This is a genomic window from Enterobacter sp. ECC-019 (assembly GCF_043974075.1).
Lineage (GTDB): Bacteria > Pseudomonadota > Gammaproteobacteria > Enterobacterales > Enterobacteriaceae > Enterobacter > Enterobacter asburiae_D.
Genome location: NZ_CP143759.1, coordinates 672,636 through 692,076 on the forward strand (window position 1 = coordinate 672,636; position 19,441 = coordinate 692,076).

5 protein-coding genes are annotated in these 19,441 nt (G+C 56.5%); 2 read left to right on the forward strand and 3 right to left on the reverse strand.

What is annotated here, in order from left to right; genetic code table 11:
- Positions 1–1,102 precede the first annotated feature (1,102 nt).
- Complete coding sequence (locus tag V1566_RS03215; RefSeq protein WP_395305033.1) at positions 1,103–16,180, forward strand: polymorphic toxin type 25 domain-containing protein; 15,078 nt, start codon at positions 1,103–1,105, stop codon at positions 16,178–16,180.
- A 4-nt stretch (positions 16,181–16,184) separates the two neighbouring features.
- Positions 16,185–16,640, forward strand: coding sequence for a hypothetical protein (locus tag V1566_RS03220; protein WP_395305034.1), 456 nt, complete (start codon positions 16,185–16,187; stop codon positions 16,638–16,640).
- A 38-nt stretch (positions 16,641–16,678) separates the two neighbouring features.
- Here the strand turns inward: V1566_RS03220 and V1566_RS03225 are convergent, their stop codons facing one another.
- The 3 genes from V1566_RS03225 to uraH form a co-directional block, all read right to left on the reverse strand.
- Positions 16,679–17,767, reverse strand: coding sequence for an AAA family ATPase (locus tag V1566_RS03225; protein WP_267217693.1), 1,089 nt, complete (start codon positions 17,765–17,767; stop codon positions 16,679–16,681).
- A gap of 147 nt (positions 17,768–17,914) precedes the next feature.
- Positions 17,915–18,874 carry a YbgA family protein gene (locus V1566_RS03230; RefSeq protein ID WP_395305035.1) on the reverse strand — a complete coding sequence of 320 codons (960 nt, stop codon included), beginning with the start codon at positions 18,872–18,874 and terminating at the stop codon, positions 17,915–17,917.
- 102 nt (positions 18,875–18,976) lie between these two features.
- Positions 18,977–19,387: a hydroxyisourate hydrolase gene (gene uraH / locus V1566_RS03235; protein WP_395305036.1), complete on the reverse strand. Its 411-nt coding sequence runs from the start codon at positions 19,385–19,387 to the stop codon at positions 18,977–18,979.
- Between the last annotated feature and the right edge of the window lie 54 nt (positions 19,388–19,441).

The following is a 19,441-nucleotide window of genomic DNA, read 5'->3' on the forward strand; positions in this document are numbered from 1 at the left end:
GTGCTGAAAGTCGAAAAGCCTATAAAGAGATAGCGTGTGTGAAATGAATATTAATGACGAAATTAGAGAATTTTGTGAAGGATTAAAAGATCGTCTGGAACCTTCGTTAGTTGACTTTGCCCTTGGTTATCTTGGGTTTTCAGAAATGTATTAGCATTCGAAACGCTATGTGATCAGTAAAGATGAGTACACGCAAGTGCTTAAAATAGCTAATGATCTTGGTCTGGAAATTGATAGTAGGTATACATATATAAATCCAGAAAAATAACCGCTAAAACGTACAAATGCTCCCAACACCAACGTCAGGAGCATTTTTAAAAAGATTTAGAAATGCGCAAAGGAAAGATTTCGTGCCGCAAGAAAGCGGATGTAACTAACTGTATGCAGCTATACAGACGCGCTAAGAAGTCAAATGCAAGAGTATGGATAATTTACTGAGCAGGATCTACGTTTCCTGTAAGAATTTAGACGTTAATTTCCGATTAGACAGGCGATTCTACTTTAGGTAAATTCTGCTAGTGATCCCAGTTCTAGAGCCGAGAATTGTTTACCAGCCATCAAGGCTATTAAAAATGCCCTTCCCTTAAGCCCCCGACGCCCCACCCCCCTCAGCACATCCCACCAGAACCATCCCCTTCCCGCGTATAGCAGAGACTTGCAATCGTCTTACATATCAAAAATTAGAGCAGTCGCCCCCCATCTCTATTTAAATAGCGAAGTTAGACAAGCGAAATAATGCCAGTTCCAGCGCTGATGCCCATCGATATCACATATTTTTAATGTTTTTTTACCCTTAACCTAAATATTACTACTAATTCTGGTAGTGCTTCCTTTGGGACTATTCCTATTTATGGTGGGGGTGGCATACTGAAGAAAACTAAAAAAATCTCTCTGCTTATGCGTAATTACAGCCAGGCTGTCTTTCGTTGTTCGTTATTGTATTGCTCTCTCGGCAATACCGCATCTCTTTCTCCTGACTGAACGTGATATTCGCCGCCTGCTTAATATCGGGCAGGGCGCCTGGCTTTATTATCCGGGCGATTTGGCACCTGAGCACCTCGACATTTATTACCGTATTGGGTTGATGATTTAAGGTAAAGGCATGGATAAGCATCCCGTTGGATTAGCGAAGCGTCTGATTAGTTATCTGGTCATGTTTCTGGTGGCAGGGCAGCCAGTCTTTCCTGCAGTCGCAGCATCCATCAACCCGGTTACGCCAGGTACCCGGATGGATCAGGCGGGGAACGGGGTTCCGGTCATCAACATCGCCACGCCAAACCAGGCAGGCATTTCGCATAACCAGTTCCAGGATTACAACGTCGGCAAAGAGGGGCTTATCCTCAACAACGGCACCGACCGCTTAACCCAGACCCAGTTGGGCGGGCTTATCCAGAACAACCCCAACCTGCAGGCCGGGCGGGAAGCGAAAGGCATCATCAACGAAGTCACAGGTGCTAACCGCTCGCAGCTGCAGGGCTATACGGAAGTCGCCGGCAAGGCGGCAAACGTCATGGTGGCTAACCCGTACGGTATCACCTGTAACGGATGCGGGTTTATCAACACCCCGAACGTCACCCTGACAACCGGCAAGCCGCAGTTTGACGCCAGCGGTAACCTGCTGGCGCTGGAGGTGACAAAAGGGGCCATCACGGTTGAAGGCCAGGGGCTGGACGCCAGCAAGAGCGATGCGCTGTCGATTATTGCGCGCGCGACGGAGGTGAACGCCGCTATTCACGCGAAAGATTTGACCGTGACCGTGGGCGCCAACCGGGTTGCCGCCGACGGCAGCGTCACGCCGATTACCGGCGAGGGGGCCGCACCTGTGGTAGCCGTGGATACCGGCGCGCTCGGCGGGATGTACGCCAACCGTATCCGTCTTGTTTCCAGCGAAAAAGGCGTCGGGGTTAACCTCGGGGATCTTAACGCTCGCCAGGGGGATATCACGCTGGATACCAACGGTAAGTTGGTGGTGAATAACAGCCTTGCAAGCGGTAGCCTGACGGCGAAGGCGGATAGCGTTGTGCTCAGCGGCGATCATAAAAGTACGGGAGCGATGCTGATCAACAGCCGTTCAGACGTGGCGGTGACGAACGGCAAACTGGTTAGCGATGGGGATATTACGCTTGCCGGAAATGGAAAGCTGAGCGTCGCTAACGGTACGTTAACGGCGGGTAAAGACATCAACCTGAACTCTGGTTCGCTTACCGCAGATACCACCAGTGAGGTTAATGCGGCTGGCGCCATTCAGGCTAACGTCGCAGGGGCTGCAAACCATGCGGGTAAGATGACGGCAGGTAGCGGTATCTCCCTTTCCGCAGGCCAGCTCGCTAACAGCGGGAAAATGACCGCGAACGGCGATCTGAACGTGAAAGCGGGAGGTTTTACCAATAGCGGTGCGGTACAGGCGCAGAAAAATACCCGGCTCGATCTAGGCACGCTTAACCATACTGGTCAGCTGCTGGCCGGCGGCGTGCTGGAGATCTCAACGGGGGATGCCTGGATTGACGGCATGCTCAGCAGCGATAGCGATCTGAGCGTTAGCGGTACTGGCGCGCTGAATATCGGGCAAAACGGGCAATTGTTATCCACCGGCAGGCTCGGGCTGCAGTCTGACAGCGTCATAAACAACGGGCTGGTCAGTGGGAAACAGAATCTCGCGCTCACCAGCCGTCAATTCAGCGCTCTTCAGGGGAGCACGCTGACCAGCGGGGGCAGCCTGCAGCTCAATGCGGGTGATGCGCAGATCGCCGGGGAGGTTCTGGCTCAGGGCAGCCTGTCCTTCAGTGGCGACCGACTTACGACGCTGGCGAGCGGACAGCTTCAGTCACAGGGCGATATGCTGTTGCAGGCGCATAACGCAGCCGGGCTGAATGGTGTCCAGGCCGCAAAAGGCAACCTGACGCTCGCTACCGGCAGCTTAACGCATCGCGGTACGAGCCGCGGCAGCAACGTTTCTCTGCAGGCTAACCAGATTGACACCAGCGGTTCTCTGCAGGCGGATAATGCCATGGCGCTGAGCGCCGAAACCATTGTTCAGCAGGCCGGAGGGGCGCTGCTGGCGCAGAAAACGCTGCAGCTTAATACCAGCCAGTTGACCAACAGTGGTTCGCTGGATAGCGATGCCTTAACGCTTGCCATTACCGGGCATACGGATAACCACGCGAGCGGCAAAATGACGGCCCGTAACGGGCTCACGCTGACGGGAAATACCTTAACCAACGACGGCCAGCTGGCTGCCAGCGCGCTGGCGCTGACGCTAAATAACGCCTTTACCAACACGGCCTCCGGCAGCGCGCTCGCCGAAAATACTCTCGACCTGACCGCACCGGTGTTCAATAACGCCGGGAGAGTGGCCTCATCCGCTCTGAACCTGAACGCGAATACCCTCGACAATAGCGGCCTGCTGCAGGGCGGGCAAACGTTGCAGCTCGCTTCCACAAGGCTGGCTAACCAGAGCGGGGGAAAAATCATCAGCGGCAGCGGGCTGACGCTGAATATCCCACAGCTGGTGAATGCCGGGCTGATTTCGGTGAAGCAGGGGCTAACCATTGAAAGCCTGATGCTGACGAACAGCGGCAATCTTGAAGCCCAGTCGATGGCGCTGAAAGCGGGGCAGAAATTAAGTAATCAGCAAGGCGGCGTACTGCTGGCGGAAGCGTCGCTGGCGCTGACCACCCCGGCGTTTGATAACGCGGGCAGCGTTCAGGGCAAAACGCTGACGATTGACGCCGGGGAGTGGAGCAACGGGGGTCAGGCTTCGGGGCTAGACGATCTGTCGGTCAATGTCCGCGATACGTTTACTAACCTCGTCGACGGGCGGCTTGTCAGCCAGCAGACTGGCCGCGTGAACGCCGGGAAGTTTGCTAATTTCGGCGGCGTCACGGCAGGCAATCTGAGCATTAGCGGCAACAGCCTGAATAACGACGGCTGGTTGCAAAGCGGCGGGGCGCTGGATCTGAACGTCGGCGCGCTGGCAAACGGGCTTTCCGGCACTGTTCAGGCAGGCAGCGGTCTGGCCGTTACCGTACAGCAGCTGGTTAATGCTGGCGCGATCTCCGCTCAGCAAGGCGCTGCCCTTGATGCGTTAACGTTGGATAACAACGGGCGGATTGAAGCTCAGGATCTGCAGCTGACGCTGCGCGAAAAGCTGAATAACCTGGCTGAGGGGATTGTTCTGGCCCAGCGCAGCCTGAAGCTCGCGACGCCACAGCTTAATAACGACGGCCGTCTGATGTCGGAAAGCGCGACGCTGAACGCAAAGGCGGTCGTCAATAAGGGTCTGCTGCAGGGGAGCGCGGCACTTGTCGCTGACGGCGAGCAGTTTGACAATACTTCTGAGGGTGAAGTCGTCAGCGGCGGTACGCTTACGTTCAATGAGACCCAGCGATTCAGCAATGCCGGTAAGGTGCAGGGCGAGACTATTGGTCTGAATACCAGAAAGGCGGATAACAGTGGCCAGATGCTGGGATTATCTTCGCTTAGCCTGAGCGGCACCGAAAGCCTTACCAATAGCGGTAATTTGCTCAGCAAAGGCAAACTGAGCCTTACGGGCGAGCAGTTGGATAACCAGGGGCAGATCGCGGCGCCCGAGCTCAATATCAACACCCGGCAGATGACCAATAACGGTTTGCTACAGGGTGACAAGTTGTTTGGTTTTACCGCCTCCTCACTCCATAACCTGAAGCAGGGCAGCATTATCAGCGGCAGCGGGCTCAGGCTTGCCATTCCCGACCTGGTGAACGCCGGTTTGATTTCGGTCACCCAGGGGCTGGCTATCGAGGCCGCGACGCTGGACAACGCCGGGAACATCGAGGCGAAGGATTTACAGCTGACGCTGCGCCAGCAGCTGAATAACCAGGCGAAAGGTGTGCTGCTGGCAGATGATTCGCTTCACCTGTCGACACCTGAGTTCACCAACCAGGGGCAACTGATTAGCCGCTCAGGCACGATAATCGCCGATACTCTGTCAAATGCGGGGTTATTGCAGGGAAATCAGGGGCTTTCCGTCAGCAGCCAGACGCTGGATAACCTTTCAGGTGGTCAACTCCTGAGCGGCGGTGCGCTCACCCTGAATACCGTGCAGGGAGGGAACGCCGGACGTCTGCAGGGGGACACGGTTCAGATCGGTGCGGGGCGGCTGGATAACAGCGGCCAGGTGCTTGCTATCAACGGTCTGTCGCTCACCGCCGGGGAATTGAATAATACTGCAGGCGCAGAAATGAGCGGTAGCGGAGGTAGTTTACATGTTGATCGGCTGGTCAACGCCGGGCTGATTTCGGTCAGTCAGGGGCTGGCTATCGACGCGCTGACGCTAACGAATGGCGGCAATATTGAAGCAGGCAATCTGGCGTTAACGTCGGTACAGACGCTGAATAACCAGGCCAGTGGCGTACTGCTGGCGGACGATACTCTCTCGCTTGACGCCGCCAGCGGTGATAACGCCGGGAAGCTTATCAGCAGCAACGCGCGTCTTGCGGTGAGCAGCTTAACAAATAGCGGGCTGATTCAGGGCAACCAGTCCCTCGGGCTGCAGGGCAGCCAGCTTAACAACATGGCCAGCGGCCAATTGCTGAGCGATGGCGATGTCGGGCTTAACGTTGCCCGCCTGGAGAATGCTGGTCGGGTTCAGGGGAAAAACCTGACGCTTACGGGCGGACAGTCTGGCGGCGTTAACCGCGGACAAATGCTGGGCCGCGAGGCGCTGAATATCCTGTTCGCCGGAGCCTTCAACAACGACGGGCGCCTTATCAGCCAGAATTCCCTCAGCCTGAAAAGCGGGGCGTTTGCTAATACCGGCGTCATTGCTGCCGCGACTATCGACGTTGACAGCGCGGCGGCGCAGGCAAAAAACAGCGGGCTAATACAGGCCGACGGCAAGCTCAGCTTTGCCGCCGCCTCAGTGTCCAACCAGAAGAGCGGTTCGCTGGTGGCAGGCGATGATATAGCGCTTACGGCACCTGCGCTGGTCAATGACGGGCTGATTTCGACGGGGAAAAACCTGCGCCTGGACGGGACTTCTCTTGATAATCGCGGTGGTCTGGAAGCGCTGAATGTGCAGCTAAATCTGTCCGGTCAGGTAAACAACCTGCCTGAAGGACGTCTGTTTGCAGACGATCTGCTGACGCTTAACGCAGGAAGCTGGCGTAACGACGGACAGCTTATCGGCAACAACGTCATTATTACGTCCGGCCACGGGCAAAATAGCGGTCTGCTGCAGGGGGATAGCGGTCTTAAACTTGCTGTTACCGGCCTCGATAACGATCGAGCAGGCAAGATAGTAAGCGGCGGGCTGCTGGATATCACCGGCCAGCAGCTGAATAACAATGGACTGATGCAGGGGCAGAACGCCCTTCTGCACGGCGCGGATTTCAACAATGCGGGTTCGCTGACAGGCAAAGGCGATCTGACGCTGAATGTGGATAATACCGCGATCGTCACCGGGCAAATACTGAGCCAGGGCAAGCTGCAGCTTGCCGCCAATCATCTCGATAATAGCGGTATTCTGGCGGCGAATGCGCTGAGCGTAAGAACCGGAGAGCTGGACAATACCGGGACGCTGCAAAGTAATGGTGCCCTGGATCTTGTGGCGGACGCATTCAGTAACGCCGGTACGCTTCTGGCCAAAAAGGCGCTGAATCTTACGAGCGCGATGCTGACTAACAGCGGTGTGATTCAGGGCGACACGCTGACCCTCGCGGTAAAAAACGCTCTAACCAACCGGGACACGGGCAAAGTGCTTGCCACCCAGGCGCTGACTTTTGACGGCAATACGTTAACCAACAGCGGCACGCTGGCGGCAGATAATGCGCGCCTGGCTCTCGGGATCCTGAATAATAGCGGCCTGGTGCAGGGTAACAACGGGCTGGCGATCCAGGGACAAGCGGCACAGACCTCAGGACTGAAGAGTGCTGACGCCGCGCAGACGCCTGCTGCCAGAGTAATTAATAACCTGATCGGCGGACAGCTGTTAAGCGGCGGTGATTTGACGCTTGCCGGGGATAAGGGTGATAACGCCGGCACGTTACAGGGCCGAACGTTGAATGTTAAGGCCGGAAGCTGGAATAACGAGGGGACGCTGCTCGGCCAGCAAGGCGCGAGCCTGAACGTCAGCAGCACACTGGCAAATAGCGGAACGTTACTTAGCCAGGCCGGGTTTGATATTCGCGCTGGCGTTTTAGAAAACAGCGGGCAACTGGCGGCGGGCACGCTTAACCTGCAATCGGACAGCATCAGCAACAGCGGTTTATTACAGGGCAGCGCGGCGTTGACGTTCAATACCCGGGCTCTGGATAACCTTACCGGTGGACAAATCCTGTCCGGCGGTTCACTCAATCTCGATCTGCCGCAGTTTACTAACGGCGGGCTCGTTCAGGCGAGTCAGGACATGACGCTGACGACCGGCAGCTTTGACAACCTGGGCACGTTGTCTGCCGGGGCGTTAAACCTTAACGTCGCGCAACAGCTGAATAACCTGAGCGAGGGCAGGCTGCTGGCGGCTCGTAAGCTTAGCAGCCAGAGCGCCAGCCTGACGAATAACGGCGTGCTTGCCGCGAACAGTGTCGATCTCACCAGCGGTCAGATCGACAACAACGGCATCCTGCAGGGAGACAGCGCGCTGGGGCTGCACACGTCGCGGCTCAACAACCTTACGAATGGGCAAATTGTTAGCGGCAGCTCGCTGAATCTCTCCATCCCGCAGATGGTCAACCTGGGGCTGATGTCTGTAAAAGAGGCGCTGATCCTTTCCGGAGCAACCCTGGATAACCAGGGCACGCTACAAGGCAGCCGCCTGGGGTTAAACTTCTCCGGCGACGTCGTGAACCGCGGCAATGCACGCCTGGTGGCACAAAAAGATCTGACCCTGAGCGCGGCCAGTCTTAACAATCAGGGTACGTTAGCGGGAGAATCGGTGAGTATCATCACCAACCTGCTGAACAACGTCGGCTTGCTGCAGGGCAACAGCGCGCTGGCGCTGAACTCCCTCACGCCATCCTCTCTCGTGCTTAACAATAAAACCGGCGGGCAAATGATTACCGGCGGGGCGCTGACGCTCTCTTTGCCGCAACTGACCAACCAGGGGCTGCTGCTTTCGCAGCAGGGGCTCACGCTTAACCTCGATAATCTCGACAACCAGGGCATTGTGCAGGCGCGCGATCTGGGCCTGAACATCGGTAACCTGCTGACGAACCAACAAAGTGGACGGCTGCTCGCTCAGCAGGGCTTGACCCTGACGGCCGCACGGCTGGATAACGCAGGTCAGCTGGCGGCGAGTAATGCCACGCTGGCGGTCAATATCCTGAATAACCGCGGCGTGCTTCAGGGCGACGGTGGGCTGTCGATTACCGCACCGACGCTGAACAACCTGACCGGCGGGAAACTGCTGACCGGCGGACAGCTGACGCTTAAGGCCGGTCAGCTCGCGAATGGCGGGATAATGCAGGGGCAACGGCTCGGCGTGAACGCGAGTGGCTGGAACAACAGCGGTAGCGCGCTCGGTACCGACGGGCTGACCGCTCAGGTTGATAACCAGTTGACCAACACGGGTCGACTGCTTGGCCAGGGGAGTACGCGCGTCACTGCGGGGGCGCTGAATAACCAGGGCTCTCTGCTGGTTGACGGTGACCTGATAGTGGACGGCGGCAGCCTGTCAAACGGGGGCAGTCTTCAGGGCACTACCCTGACGGTAAATAGCGGCACGGTCGATAACGCCGGTTCCGTGATTGGTCTGAACGCCCTTACGCTTCAACCTCTTCAGGGGCTGACCAACCGGGCCGGTGCGTCGATGAAAACACAGGGAACGCTGCTGGCGGGTGGGCAGAGCATTACGAATGATGGTCTGTGGCAGTCACAATACCTGAAGGTTAACGCGCGGCAGTTACAGAACAACGGCACGCTGCAAAGCGCGGGAAATATGGATCTCACGCTGACCGCCTCACTGACCAATACGGGCTCAATGGTGGCGAACGGAACGGCCACGTTCGGGGCACCAACGCTGAAAAATCAGGGACAAATGCTGGCGAAGAAGATGTCGCTGTCGGGCGGTTCGCTCAGTAACAGCGGCAACATCAGCGGCGCTGACGGCCTTGGCGTCACGCTCAGCGGCGATCTTGACCAGCAGGCGGGTGCGAAGCTGTTAAGCAACGGCCTGCTCAGCATGGGGGCCAATATCCTGACCAACCTGGGTCATATCCAGGGGAACACTCTGACGGTGAATGCCGGAAGCCTGAATAACCAGGGCCGCATGGAGGCAAATACCGCGCTCAACGCCACGCTGCGCGGTAACGTCGATAACGGACGTAATGCCGTGATGCTGAGCCAGGGCACGTTCCAGCTGGGCGCACAGACGCTGAATAATGACGGTACGCTACAGGGGAACGGTAATACGCAGCTCGACCTGCGCGATCGCGGCAGTAATCAGGGGCAATTGCTCAGTGGCGCAACGCTGACGCTGAATACGCCGGGGTTGACCAACAGCGGCTGGGTGCAGGGTTTTGCCTTGTGGCTCAACGCCGGTTCGCTGAATAACAGCGGTACGGTGCTGGCGCAGCAGCAGGGAACGCTGGGCGGTAATTATATTGTAAACAACGGTATGCTGCAGGGCGCGACCCTGACGATTAATCCGGGCCAGCTCGATAATAACAGTACGGTGTATGCAACCCAGAATCTGGGGATCACAGCCTCGCAGGTCAATAACGCTGCTGCTGCCCGAATGCTGAGCCAGGGTAACCTGGCGATTAACGCCGGGAATACCAGCCTGCAGGGGCAGGTTGTGGCGCTGGGGGACCTCACCCTCGCGAGCAAGGCTTCCTATAATCAGCTGACTACGCTGGCCGCCGGGAATACGTTGTCCGTCACCAGCCAGGGCGATATCACGACCAATGGCCTGATGCAGGGCAAGGGGATACAGCTTTCCGCTGCGGGTACGCTGAATAATAACGGCCAGCTGCGGGCGGGCTATGGCGAAAGCCAGCTCAGTGCAGGGCAGTTAAACCTGAATGGTTCAGGCAGCGTCGAGGCGGGCGGTACGCTGCGCCTGAGCAGCCTGAACGGTATTAATAACTCAGGCTTTGTCGGAACCGCAGGCGATCTGATCGCCAGCGCCGGAAGCACGCTGCTGAATAGCGCCCTGCTGTACGCGGGCAATAATATGAGCCTGATGGCGAACAGCATCCATAACGCTCGCGGCGATATTCTGGCTGGCAACAACCTGTGGATGCAGCGCGACAGCGCAGGTAACGCTAACGCGGAGGTCGTGAATACTTCAGGCAGTATTGAAACCCTGCGTGGTGACATTTCGATTCTGACCGGGCATTTAGTAAACGAGCGTGATGGGCTCAATGCAGTCCAGAGCGAAACGAATATCGCGCCGTCCTGGGTTAAGGGGGGAACGGCAGATATTCCAGTGGACTGGATTTCCTCTTCTGGCACCGGTAAGTACGGTATTTATGTGACGGAAGGAACGCGGTATCACGGCCACGGTGACGACTGGTACGAAATGCTTGGCAACTATGCGCCTTATGAAGATGCGGATGTTCAAAAAGTTGCCGTTAAAACTGTTTCTGTTTCCGTGAGTGCAAAAGGGCAGCAGTCCCGCATTGCGGCTGGCAGAGACATCATTGCCCGGTCTGATAACGTTGAAAATATGGCGTCGTCGATTCTGGCGAACAGAAATATCCAGCTTTCAGGAAATTCTTTAAATAATCAGTCGTGGCTAAACGGTACGTCGACGGTCTATAACGTTTATCGTTATGGGGTAGGCGATAAATATGCCCCCAGACCTGATGAGGACACAAGAAGCTATAGCAGGCTGGTATCGAAGTCGATTAGCTATGTTCTTGACAGTGTGACCACTGAAGGGGCCAGCGGAGACGTTTATCGCGCCGTTATCCAGGCTGGCGGCGCGGTAGTCGCCAGTTTCACCAACAATATCAGCAATACCTCCACCACGGCGAACGCCCCAGGCTATAAGCCTGGCCTCAGTGCCCCCGGGCTGAACCTGTCTGGCGGTCCGACCGTTGCGTCTGGCGCTAAGGCCACCGGGCTGGACGCGGCAACCAGCCAAAGCGTTGCTGCACCGCAGGCGACCATTAACCTGCCCGGCGGCGGGAATGGCATAGGTACTGCGGAATCGCTCACCAGTCGCAATGCCGGTAATAACGGTCTGGCATCGATTGATAACCGTCCACAGAGCATCGGTGATTTTGGCCAGTCTGGCGGCAAGCTGGCTGACGTGCACCTGCAGGCTACAGGCTTAACCAGCCAGAATGGTGCGAACGGCACACCGCTTGATTTGAGCGGGACCGGTGCAGCCCTGGTGGTTCCCGATAGCGCGGGTGGCAAACATACCACTATCTCCAGCGATGCCGTGGCGCTGGTGGCGGGTCAGCAGCAGACGGGGACAAGCGGGACGTCCTCCCTGGCTTCTCGCGATAAGATCGGTGAAATTGCTGCGGTAACGGCTCAGATTATTTCGCTTTCCAGCGGTGGGAAAACGCCTCCGCCACCGGGTTATAACTACCGTCCTATTTCGCTTACCGATATCTCGTCGGTTGCCCCCGCGCTGACCAGCAATGGTTCGCCGATTAAGCTGAGTGACTATCCGCTACCGGCCAGTAATAACGGTTATTTTGTACCAAACCGCGATCCGAAAAGCCCGTATCTCATAGTTACCAACCCGAAACTGGCGGGTTTAGGGCAGCTGGATAGCAGCCTGTTCAATGATTTGTACAAGCTCGCCGGGACGACGCCGCCTTCGGCGCCGCAGGAAACCCGTACAACCTATACCGATGCCACGCAGTTCCTGGGTTCGGATTATTTCCTGGCGCGTCTGAATCTGCGTCCGGAATATGATTACCGTTTCCTGGGCGATGCGGCCTTTGACACCCGCTACGTCAGCAATCAGATCCTGAACGAGACCGGTAGCCGCTACGTTAACGGCGTGGGCTCCGACCTTGAGCAGATGCAGTATCTGATCGATCGCGCCGCTCAGGCCCGGGATAAGCTGGGGTTACAGCTCGGCGTCAGCCTGTCAGAAGAGCAGGTTGCCTCGCTGGATTCCAGTATCCTGTGGTGGGAAAACACGGTGATTGAGGGGCAAAATGTCCTCGTGCCAAGGCTTTACCTGTCGGCGAAGGACGTGGCGTTTAACAAAGGGAGCATTATTGCCGGGAATCAGGTGCTCCTTAATGCTGGCAGCATCACGAATGACGGCAGTACGCTGCAGGGTAAAAGCCTGCTGGCAGCCAGCAGCCAGAGCACAATCAACAACATCAATGGCGGCCTGATCGGTTCCAGCGGAAGCCTGCAGCTTAGCGCCCTGGGCAATATCAATAATGTGGGGTCCACCATCAGCGGGCAGACGGTTAGCCTTGAGAGCGTGGGCGGCAGCATTATTAACCAGACGCTGACTAACCAATGGAGCATCTCGGGCAACACGAACGGATGGAACAGCCAGGCCGTCTCGCTGACGCAAACCGACCTGGGCGCTCTTGCTTCCATCAAAGCGACGGACAGCCTGACCCTGAGCGCCGGGAAAGATATCATCAATACCGGTGCTAGCCTCAGCGCTGGCGGCGATATGTTGTTAAAAGCGCTGGATGATATCTCTATTACCGGGAATCAGTTGGTGACGCGCGATCGCTTTGGCCGCAATCTCAATGAGACCGTCACCAACCAGGGCAGTGCGGTAAACAGCGGGGGCAGCCTTGGCCTGCAGGCGGGGCACGATCTGAGCGTTACGGGCAGTAATCTGACGGCCGGAAGCAGCGCTGCGCTTTGGGCGGGGAACGATCTGGTGCTGGATGTGGCGCAGAATAGCCGCCACAGCCAGACCGCGAAAACGGATTCCCTGAAGACGGATAATACGCGTACGGTCATTAGCGCTGGCGACGATCTGATGCTGGCTGCAGGCCGCGATCTGCGCAGTAACGCCGCGGCGCTTGCCGCACAGGATCGCGTGGGGCTGCAGGCTGGTCGGGATATCGATCTGCTGGCGGCAGAGTCCACAACCAGCGATAAATACAGCGCGAAGAAAAAAGTCGAGATCAACCAGTCCGTGCGCCAGCAGGGAACCGAGATCGCCAGCGGGGCGAATACTCAAATCCTCGCCGGACGCGATGTCACCACCGAAGCCGCGCAGGTGACGGCGAAGGGCGATATTGGCGTGGCGGCAGGCCGCGACGTCAGTCTCGATACCGCAACCGAAAGCGATTATCACTACAAAGAGCAGACCAAAACTAAAAAAGGTTTCCTCAGCAAGAAAACCACCCACACCATCGAGGAGAACAGCGCGACGCGTGAATCCGGCTCATTGCTGAGCGGCGACAACGTGCAGGTGTTGGCGGGCAATAACCTGCTGGTGAACGGCTCCGCCGTGGCGGGCGATGGCGACGTGCAGCTTAAGGCGGGCAACAACGTCGATATCGTGGCGGCCACGAACAGCGACACCTCCTGGCGCTTTAAGGAAGAGAAAAAATCCGGCCTGATGGGCTCGGGTGGGATTGGTTTCACCATCGGCAGCAGCAAAAGTACGCACGATCTTCGTGAGAAGGGCACCACCCAGAGCCAGAGCTTCAGTACGGTGGGCTCGACGGGGGGTAACGTGGCGATTTCTGCCGGAAACCAGGCCCACATCGGCGGCGCGGATCTTATCGCCGGGAAGGATTTAAGCCTCAGCGGCGACAGCGTCATCATCGAGCCGGGGCACGACAAGCGCATACGCGATGAGAAGTTCGAACAAAAATCTACTGGCCTGACGGTTGCACTGTCTGGCGCGGTAGGTAGCGCAATCAACAGCGCCGTTACCACCGCGCAGGAGGCGACCAAAGAGAGTGACGGGCGCCTGGCGGCACTGCAGGCAACGAAAACTGCACTCTCTGGCGTGCAGGCGGCGCAGGGTGCGGTTGTTGCGCAGCAGACGGGCGATCCAGCGAACGGGTTTGGCGTCAGCCTCTCTTTAACCAGTCAGAAATCGAAATCTCAGCAGCATGCTGAAAGCGACACGGTAGCGGGTAGCACGCTTAATGCAGGAAACGATCTTTCCATTAACGCTACGGGCAAAGGCAAAAGCGCAAACAGCGGGGATATCCTGATCGGCGGTAGTCAACTGAAGGCGGGAGGCGGCACTGCGCTGAATGCGGCAAACGACATCCTGCTGACGGGAGAAGCCAACACCCAGAAAAGCACCGGTAAAAACAGCAGCAGCGGCGGTGGTGTAGGAATGAGTATTGGCGGTGGCAGCAGCGGGATGGGGATCAGTGTCTTCGCCAATGTAAATGCCTCGAAAGGTAACGACAAAGGTAATGGCACCACCTGGACCGAAACCACGCTGGACAGCGGCGGCACGGTCTCCATGTCCAGCGGTCGTGACGCTATTCTGAACGGGGCGCAGGTCAATGGTGAGAAGGTTGTCGCTGATATTGGTCGCGATCTGTTGATGAGCAGTCAGCAGGACAACAATGATTACAAATCGAAGCAGACCAGCGTAGCAGCGGGGGGAAGCTTCACCTTCGGGAGTATGACAGGCTCCGGCTACATCAGCGCCAGTCAGGACAAAATGAAGAGCACGTATGATTCGGTTCAGGAGCAGACGGGGCTGTTTGCCGGTAATGGCGGATTTGATGTCACGGTTGGCCGTCACACTCAGATGAATGGTGCGGTCATAGCTTCCACGGCGACGGCAGACAAAAACGCGCTGGACACGGGAACGCTGGGCTTTAGCGACCTTCACAACGAGGCGGATTATAAGGTCAGCCATACGGGTGTGAGCCTGAGCGGGAGCGGTAGTTTTGGCGATACCTTTAAAGGCAATATGCCGGGGGGCATGATTTCAGGCGCAAGCCACAGCGGTCATGCGGAAGGTACCACCCAGGCAGCGGTAGCTGACGGTACTATTACCGTTCGCGATCGGGATAATCAGACGCAGGATGTTGCAAGCCTGAACCGGGATACCGAGCATGCCAATGAAAGCATCAGCCCGATCTTCGACAAGGAGAAAGAGCAAAATCGCCTTAAAGCGGTCGGGCTTATCAGTGATATCGGCAGCCAGGCGGCGGATATCGCGCGGACGCAGGGTGAGATAGCGGCACGGAACGCCATGACCGATCCGGAGGCACTTAAGGCGGCCAAAGAGAAGCTGAAATCGGAAGGTAATGCTAACCCAAGTGATAAGCAAATCGTGAATCAGGCTGGCCAGACGGCAATGGAGAAGTACGGTACAGGCAGCGATATTCAGCGCGGTATTCAGGCGGCAACGGCGGCACTTCAGGGACTGGCAGGCGGCAATATTGCGGGTGCGCTGGCGGGGGCATCCGCACCGGAGCTGGCGCATCTGCTTAAATCTACCGAAGGCGATCCGACCGTTAATACCGTTGCTCACGCTGTTCTGGGCGGCGCGGTGGCGGCTCTCCAGGGCAACAGTGCCGCAGCGGGGGCTGCGGGTGCGGCATCAGGTGAGCTGGCTGCGCATGCTATAGCCGGGCTGCTTTATCCGGATGTGAAAGACTTGTCGAAACTGAGTGAAGATCAAAAGCAGACGATCGTTACGCTGGCTTCAGTATCGGCGGGGATGGCTGGTGGATTGGCGGGAGGGAGTACGGCTTCGACTGCTGCTGGGGCGCAAGGTGGGAAGAACGCGGCAGAGAATAATGCTACCTCAAACTGGGGTGGATTAGTGCCTCCAGCAACACAACAGGATGCTTCACTGGCTTTCGACCTCGGCGGTAAAGGTGTATCTCCCGACAAAATTAACAAGGCTATTAAAGACTCTCATATTGGTCCATCAGTAGGGGATACGGCAAAAATCCATGGTGATGTAAAAGGTCAGGTGGCTGTTGGTTATGTCGGCGGAGGCTATCTGGAGGGGGTCCTTTCAGAAGATAAATTCGCAATTAATGGCGGGATAACAAAGGTGTTTGGCTGGCGCGCGGATGCGTCGGCTGGATTAACTTTCGGGCCTTATCCAATTAAGGATTTCAATCCGGCTTATGATTATTCAGGTTCCATATCCGCTGGTATTTTTTCAATTGAAGGATCTGTAGGTAAAGATGGCGTTGGTGGTGCTTTCAGAATTGGCGGAGGTATTGGTGCTAGTATCCGACAAAGTGAAAATCATAACAACCTGCCGGAGATCGACGGCGCTGGCAGTACCGAACTCGCATCCTGGCCCTTCAAAAAGGACTAATTAAATGATTTATCTGCTATTAGGAATTGCGCTTTTCGCGTTTGTAGTTGGAACGGTCGTGTTTTTTCGTTTTAGTAAAGTGACGGGAAGAAGCGTCCAGTCACCTTTTACCCCGATGTTTTTCTTTGACGCGCTCTTTTTTGGCCTGGGCAGTAAACGAGACATGAATATCGCAGCATGTTCATTTATCGTCTTTTTACTAAGCGTATGGGGATTAACTTATTTAAAATTAAGCACTCATTTTTGGGGGAGTCGCGAAAGTTATTTTGGTTTTGTGATCGCCGGGATTTTATTTCTGATTATGCATTGTCGCTATTGTGCAAAAAATGTCGTTATCAAAAATGATGGCCTGGCTCCCATGAGAGAGTTGATTAATCTCCGGCGATCCGGCCTCATCAGCCCTTTTTTATGGTTAAGCCGGGCCGGATATCTGGGGTTCTTTATTGGCATGATTCGCTGAAGCGAGATGCGAAAAAACAGTCTCTGTGCCCCTGGAGACTACCCCAGCCTCTCCACCCTCGTCTCCCCCTCCACCATCGACAGCTGATACAGCGAAAATGATCGCTGTTTCTCAATCAACGTCGCCAGCTCCGGCGAGTGGCTGGTGAGCCAGATCTGCGAGTAGCGGCTGGCCTCGGCGATTAAGCTCGCCAGCGCGGGCAGCATCTGCGGGTGCAGGCTGTTTTCCGGTTCGTTCAACGCGATAAACGCCGGTGGACGCGGGCTTAACAGTGCTACCGCCAGGCACAGGAAGCGCAGGGTGCCGTCGGAGAACTCCGCCGGTTCCAGCGGCCTGCTCAGCCCTTCGCGCTGCATCATCATGCGAAAACGTCCGCCGGTGTTGTCGCTATAAAACACGCAGCCGGGGAAGGCCTGGTCGAGGATGCGCATCAGCAGCAGCTCGTCGCCAATCTCCACGATGGTCTGAAACGCGGCCGCCAGGTTGGCGCCGTCGCTGGCCAGCACCGGGGAGCGGAAACCGACCTGCGGAGCCCGCATCGCCGAGCCGATTGATACAGAAAACTCATGATAAAAGCGCCAGTTACGCAGGGACTCGCGCATCTGCGACACTTCCGGGTAAAGATGCGGCTCGCCGAGCTGTCCGAATACCGATTCATTCTCATACAGCGTGCCGCTGTGGGTCACTTTCTCGTGATGCACGTTGTTCAGAAACACCGCCTGATTTTTACGCTTCATCAGCTGTGACGAAGGCCGACGGTGCTGGCCGCTCAGCCAGATGGACTCCTCTTTGATAACCGGGTCGAGCTGAAACTGCGAGGGATAGGGCAGTTTCTCCACAAACCCGACCTGCAGCTCGTATTCGTAGGTCTCTGTTTCCACCGCCAGATTCATCCGCCGCAGCTGGTCGCTGCGGGTTTTGCCTGCCCAGAACACCTTCAGAATGCCGCCCTCGTTCGCCAGCGCCTGGGAAAACTGCCCCTGGGCGGCGCTGTGCATCAGGTGTATCGCCTTGTAAATATTGGATTTCCCGGTACCGTTCGGCCCGAAGACGATGTTGAGCTGCTCCAGCTCCAGCGACATCTCGCGGATGGAGCGGTAGTTTTGAATGTGCAGGGTGTTGATCACTGGCAGGCCCCTTTTTTGCAGAATAAGCCTGTATATAATCACAGTCTTTGAGATGAAATGCAAAAAAGAGACGACAGTGAGGATGTCGTCTAAACGGGGTACTGCTTTGGGCCTCTACGGGTCAATGGGGCCTTCGCATTTTTATGATCACTTGACTGCCAGACGCAGACCCAAATCATCAGGATAGGGATCAAAGTAGTTTTGCGTCATCAGATACCGGTCGGGGTATTCGGCCAGGTAGTGCTTCAGCAGCGTGATTGGGGCGAGAATAGGCAGCTGTCCGTTGCGATAGTGCAGGATCACGTCGCGCAGCTCGCCGCGCTGGCGGGTGTTCAGCTGGTTACGGAAATACCCCTGAATATGCATCAGCACGTTGGTGTGATTCTTCCGCGAGGCGGGTTTTTTCAGGATGGTCATCAGCTTTTCCCGGTACGCCACGAAGAAGGCGTCCAGATCTTCCCACTCGTGCAGTGAGGCAACGAACGGGCCGATTTCACGGTAGCCTGCCTGATGGTGCGCCAGCAGCTGAAGTTTGTAACGGCTGTGGAAGTCCAGCAGCCCACGTCGCGTCAGACCTTTAGCGCGCAGCGTGTTTAGTTCATGCAGGGCAAATACCCGCTCGATAAAGTTTTCCCGCAGCACCGGGTCGTGCAGCCGACCGTCTTCCTCGACGGGCAGCCACGGCCAGGTTTCAAGAAGGGCGGCGGTGAACAGCCCGACGCCCTCCTTGCGGCCCCGGTTGCCGTTTTCATCGTACAGCCGCACGCGTTCCAGGCCGCAGCTTGGGGATTTTGCGCAGACGATAAATCCCGACAGATCGCCGATTTTTGGCAGATAGTCCGCCGTAAAATCGGCCATTTTCTGCGTAATGTCATCATGAGGCGGCTTGCTGAAATGGAGCTGCGTTTCGCCGCTGTCCGTCAGCGTCAGGCGTATGGCCGGGCGAGGCGTCGGCAGACCGATGGCCATTTCCGGGCAGACGGGCCTGAAATTCACCCACTGGGCCAGCTCATCCATGACGAAGCCCATACGCTTGTGTCCGCCGTCAAAGCGAACGGCGGATCCGGTCAAACATCCGCTAATACCGAGTACAGGTTTCGTTGTCATGGTGTGGTCCTCCCGTTCATATAACTAAAACTTACACAACATGACTAATTTGTCCAAGTATTTGCGGAACTATTTTTTATAATCCTTTAAAATCAATGCGTCTTAACTGCCTTTGTAGGTCGAGTAACCGTACTGGCTCAGCAGAAGGGGAATGTGCAGCTTTTCGTTGGTGCGAGTCACGGTAAACAGCACCGGGATCGCCGGGAAGAAGGAGTCCAGCTTTTTGCCGTGGAAGTAATCTGCGGTTTTGAAGGTCACTTTATACACGCCAGGCTGCATGTCCTGATCCTGCGGATAGAGCGATTTGATACGGCCGTCGTGGTCGGTTTTACCGCTGGCAATCGGAGTCCATTTGTCCTGCTGTTGCTTTTCGAGAGTCACAGTCACATCCGACGGCGGCATCCCGGTTTGCTGGTCGAGAATGTGGACGCTCAGCGTGCCGGCAGGGGCGCTAAAGGCAGCAGGGGCAAAGGCCATCGAGGCCAGGATCAGCAGAGGGGCAGTTTTTTTCATGATGTTTTCCTGTGGAGTGATTCGTCACAGGAAAACGTTAGCATCTGCGGTGCG

What these genes read in the sequence shown, in the direction of transcription:
- V1566_RS03215 (WP_395305033.1), top strand. Translation starts at nt 1,103, where the DNA reads ATGGATAAGCATCCCGTTGGATTAGCGAAGCGTCTGATTAGTTATCTG.
- V1566_RS03220 (WP_395305034.1), top strand. Translation starts at nt 16,185, where the DNA reads ATGATTTATCTGCTATTAGGAATTGCGCTTTTCGCGTTTGTAGTTGGA.
- V1566_RS03230 (WP_395305035.1), bottom strand. Translation starts at nt 18,874, where the DNA reads ATGACAACGAAACCTGTACTCGGTATTAGCGGATGTTTGACCGGATCC.
- uraH (WP_395305036.1), bottom strand. Translation starts at nt 19,387, where the DNA reads ATGAAAAAAACTGCCCCTCTGCTGATCCTGGCCTCGATGGCCTTTGCC.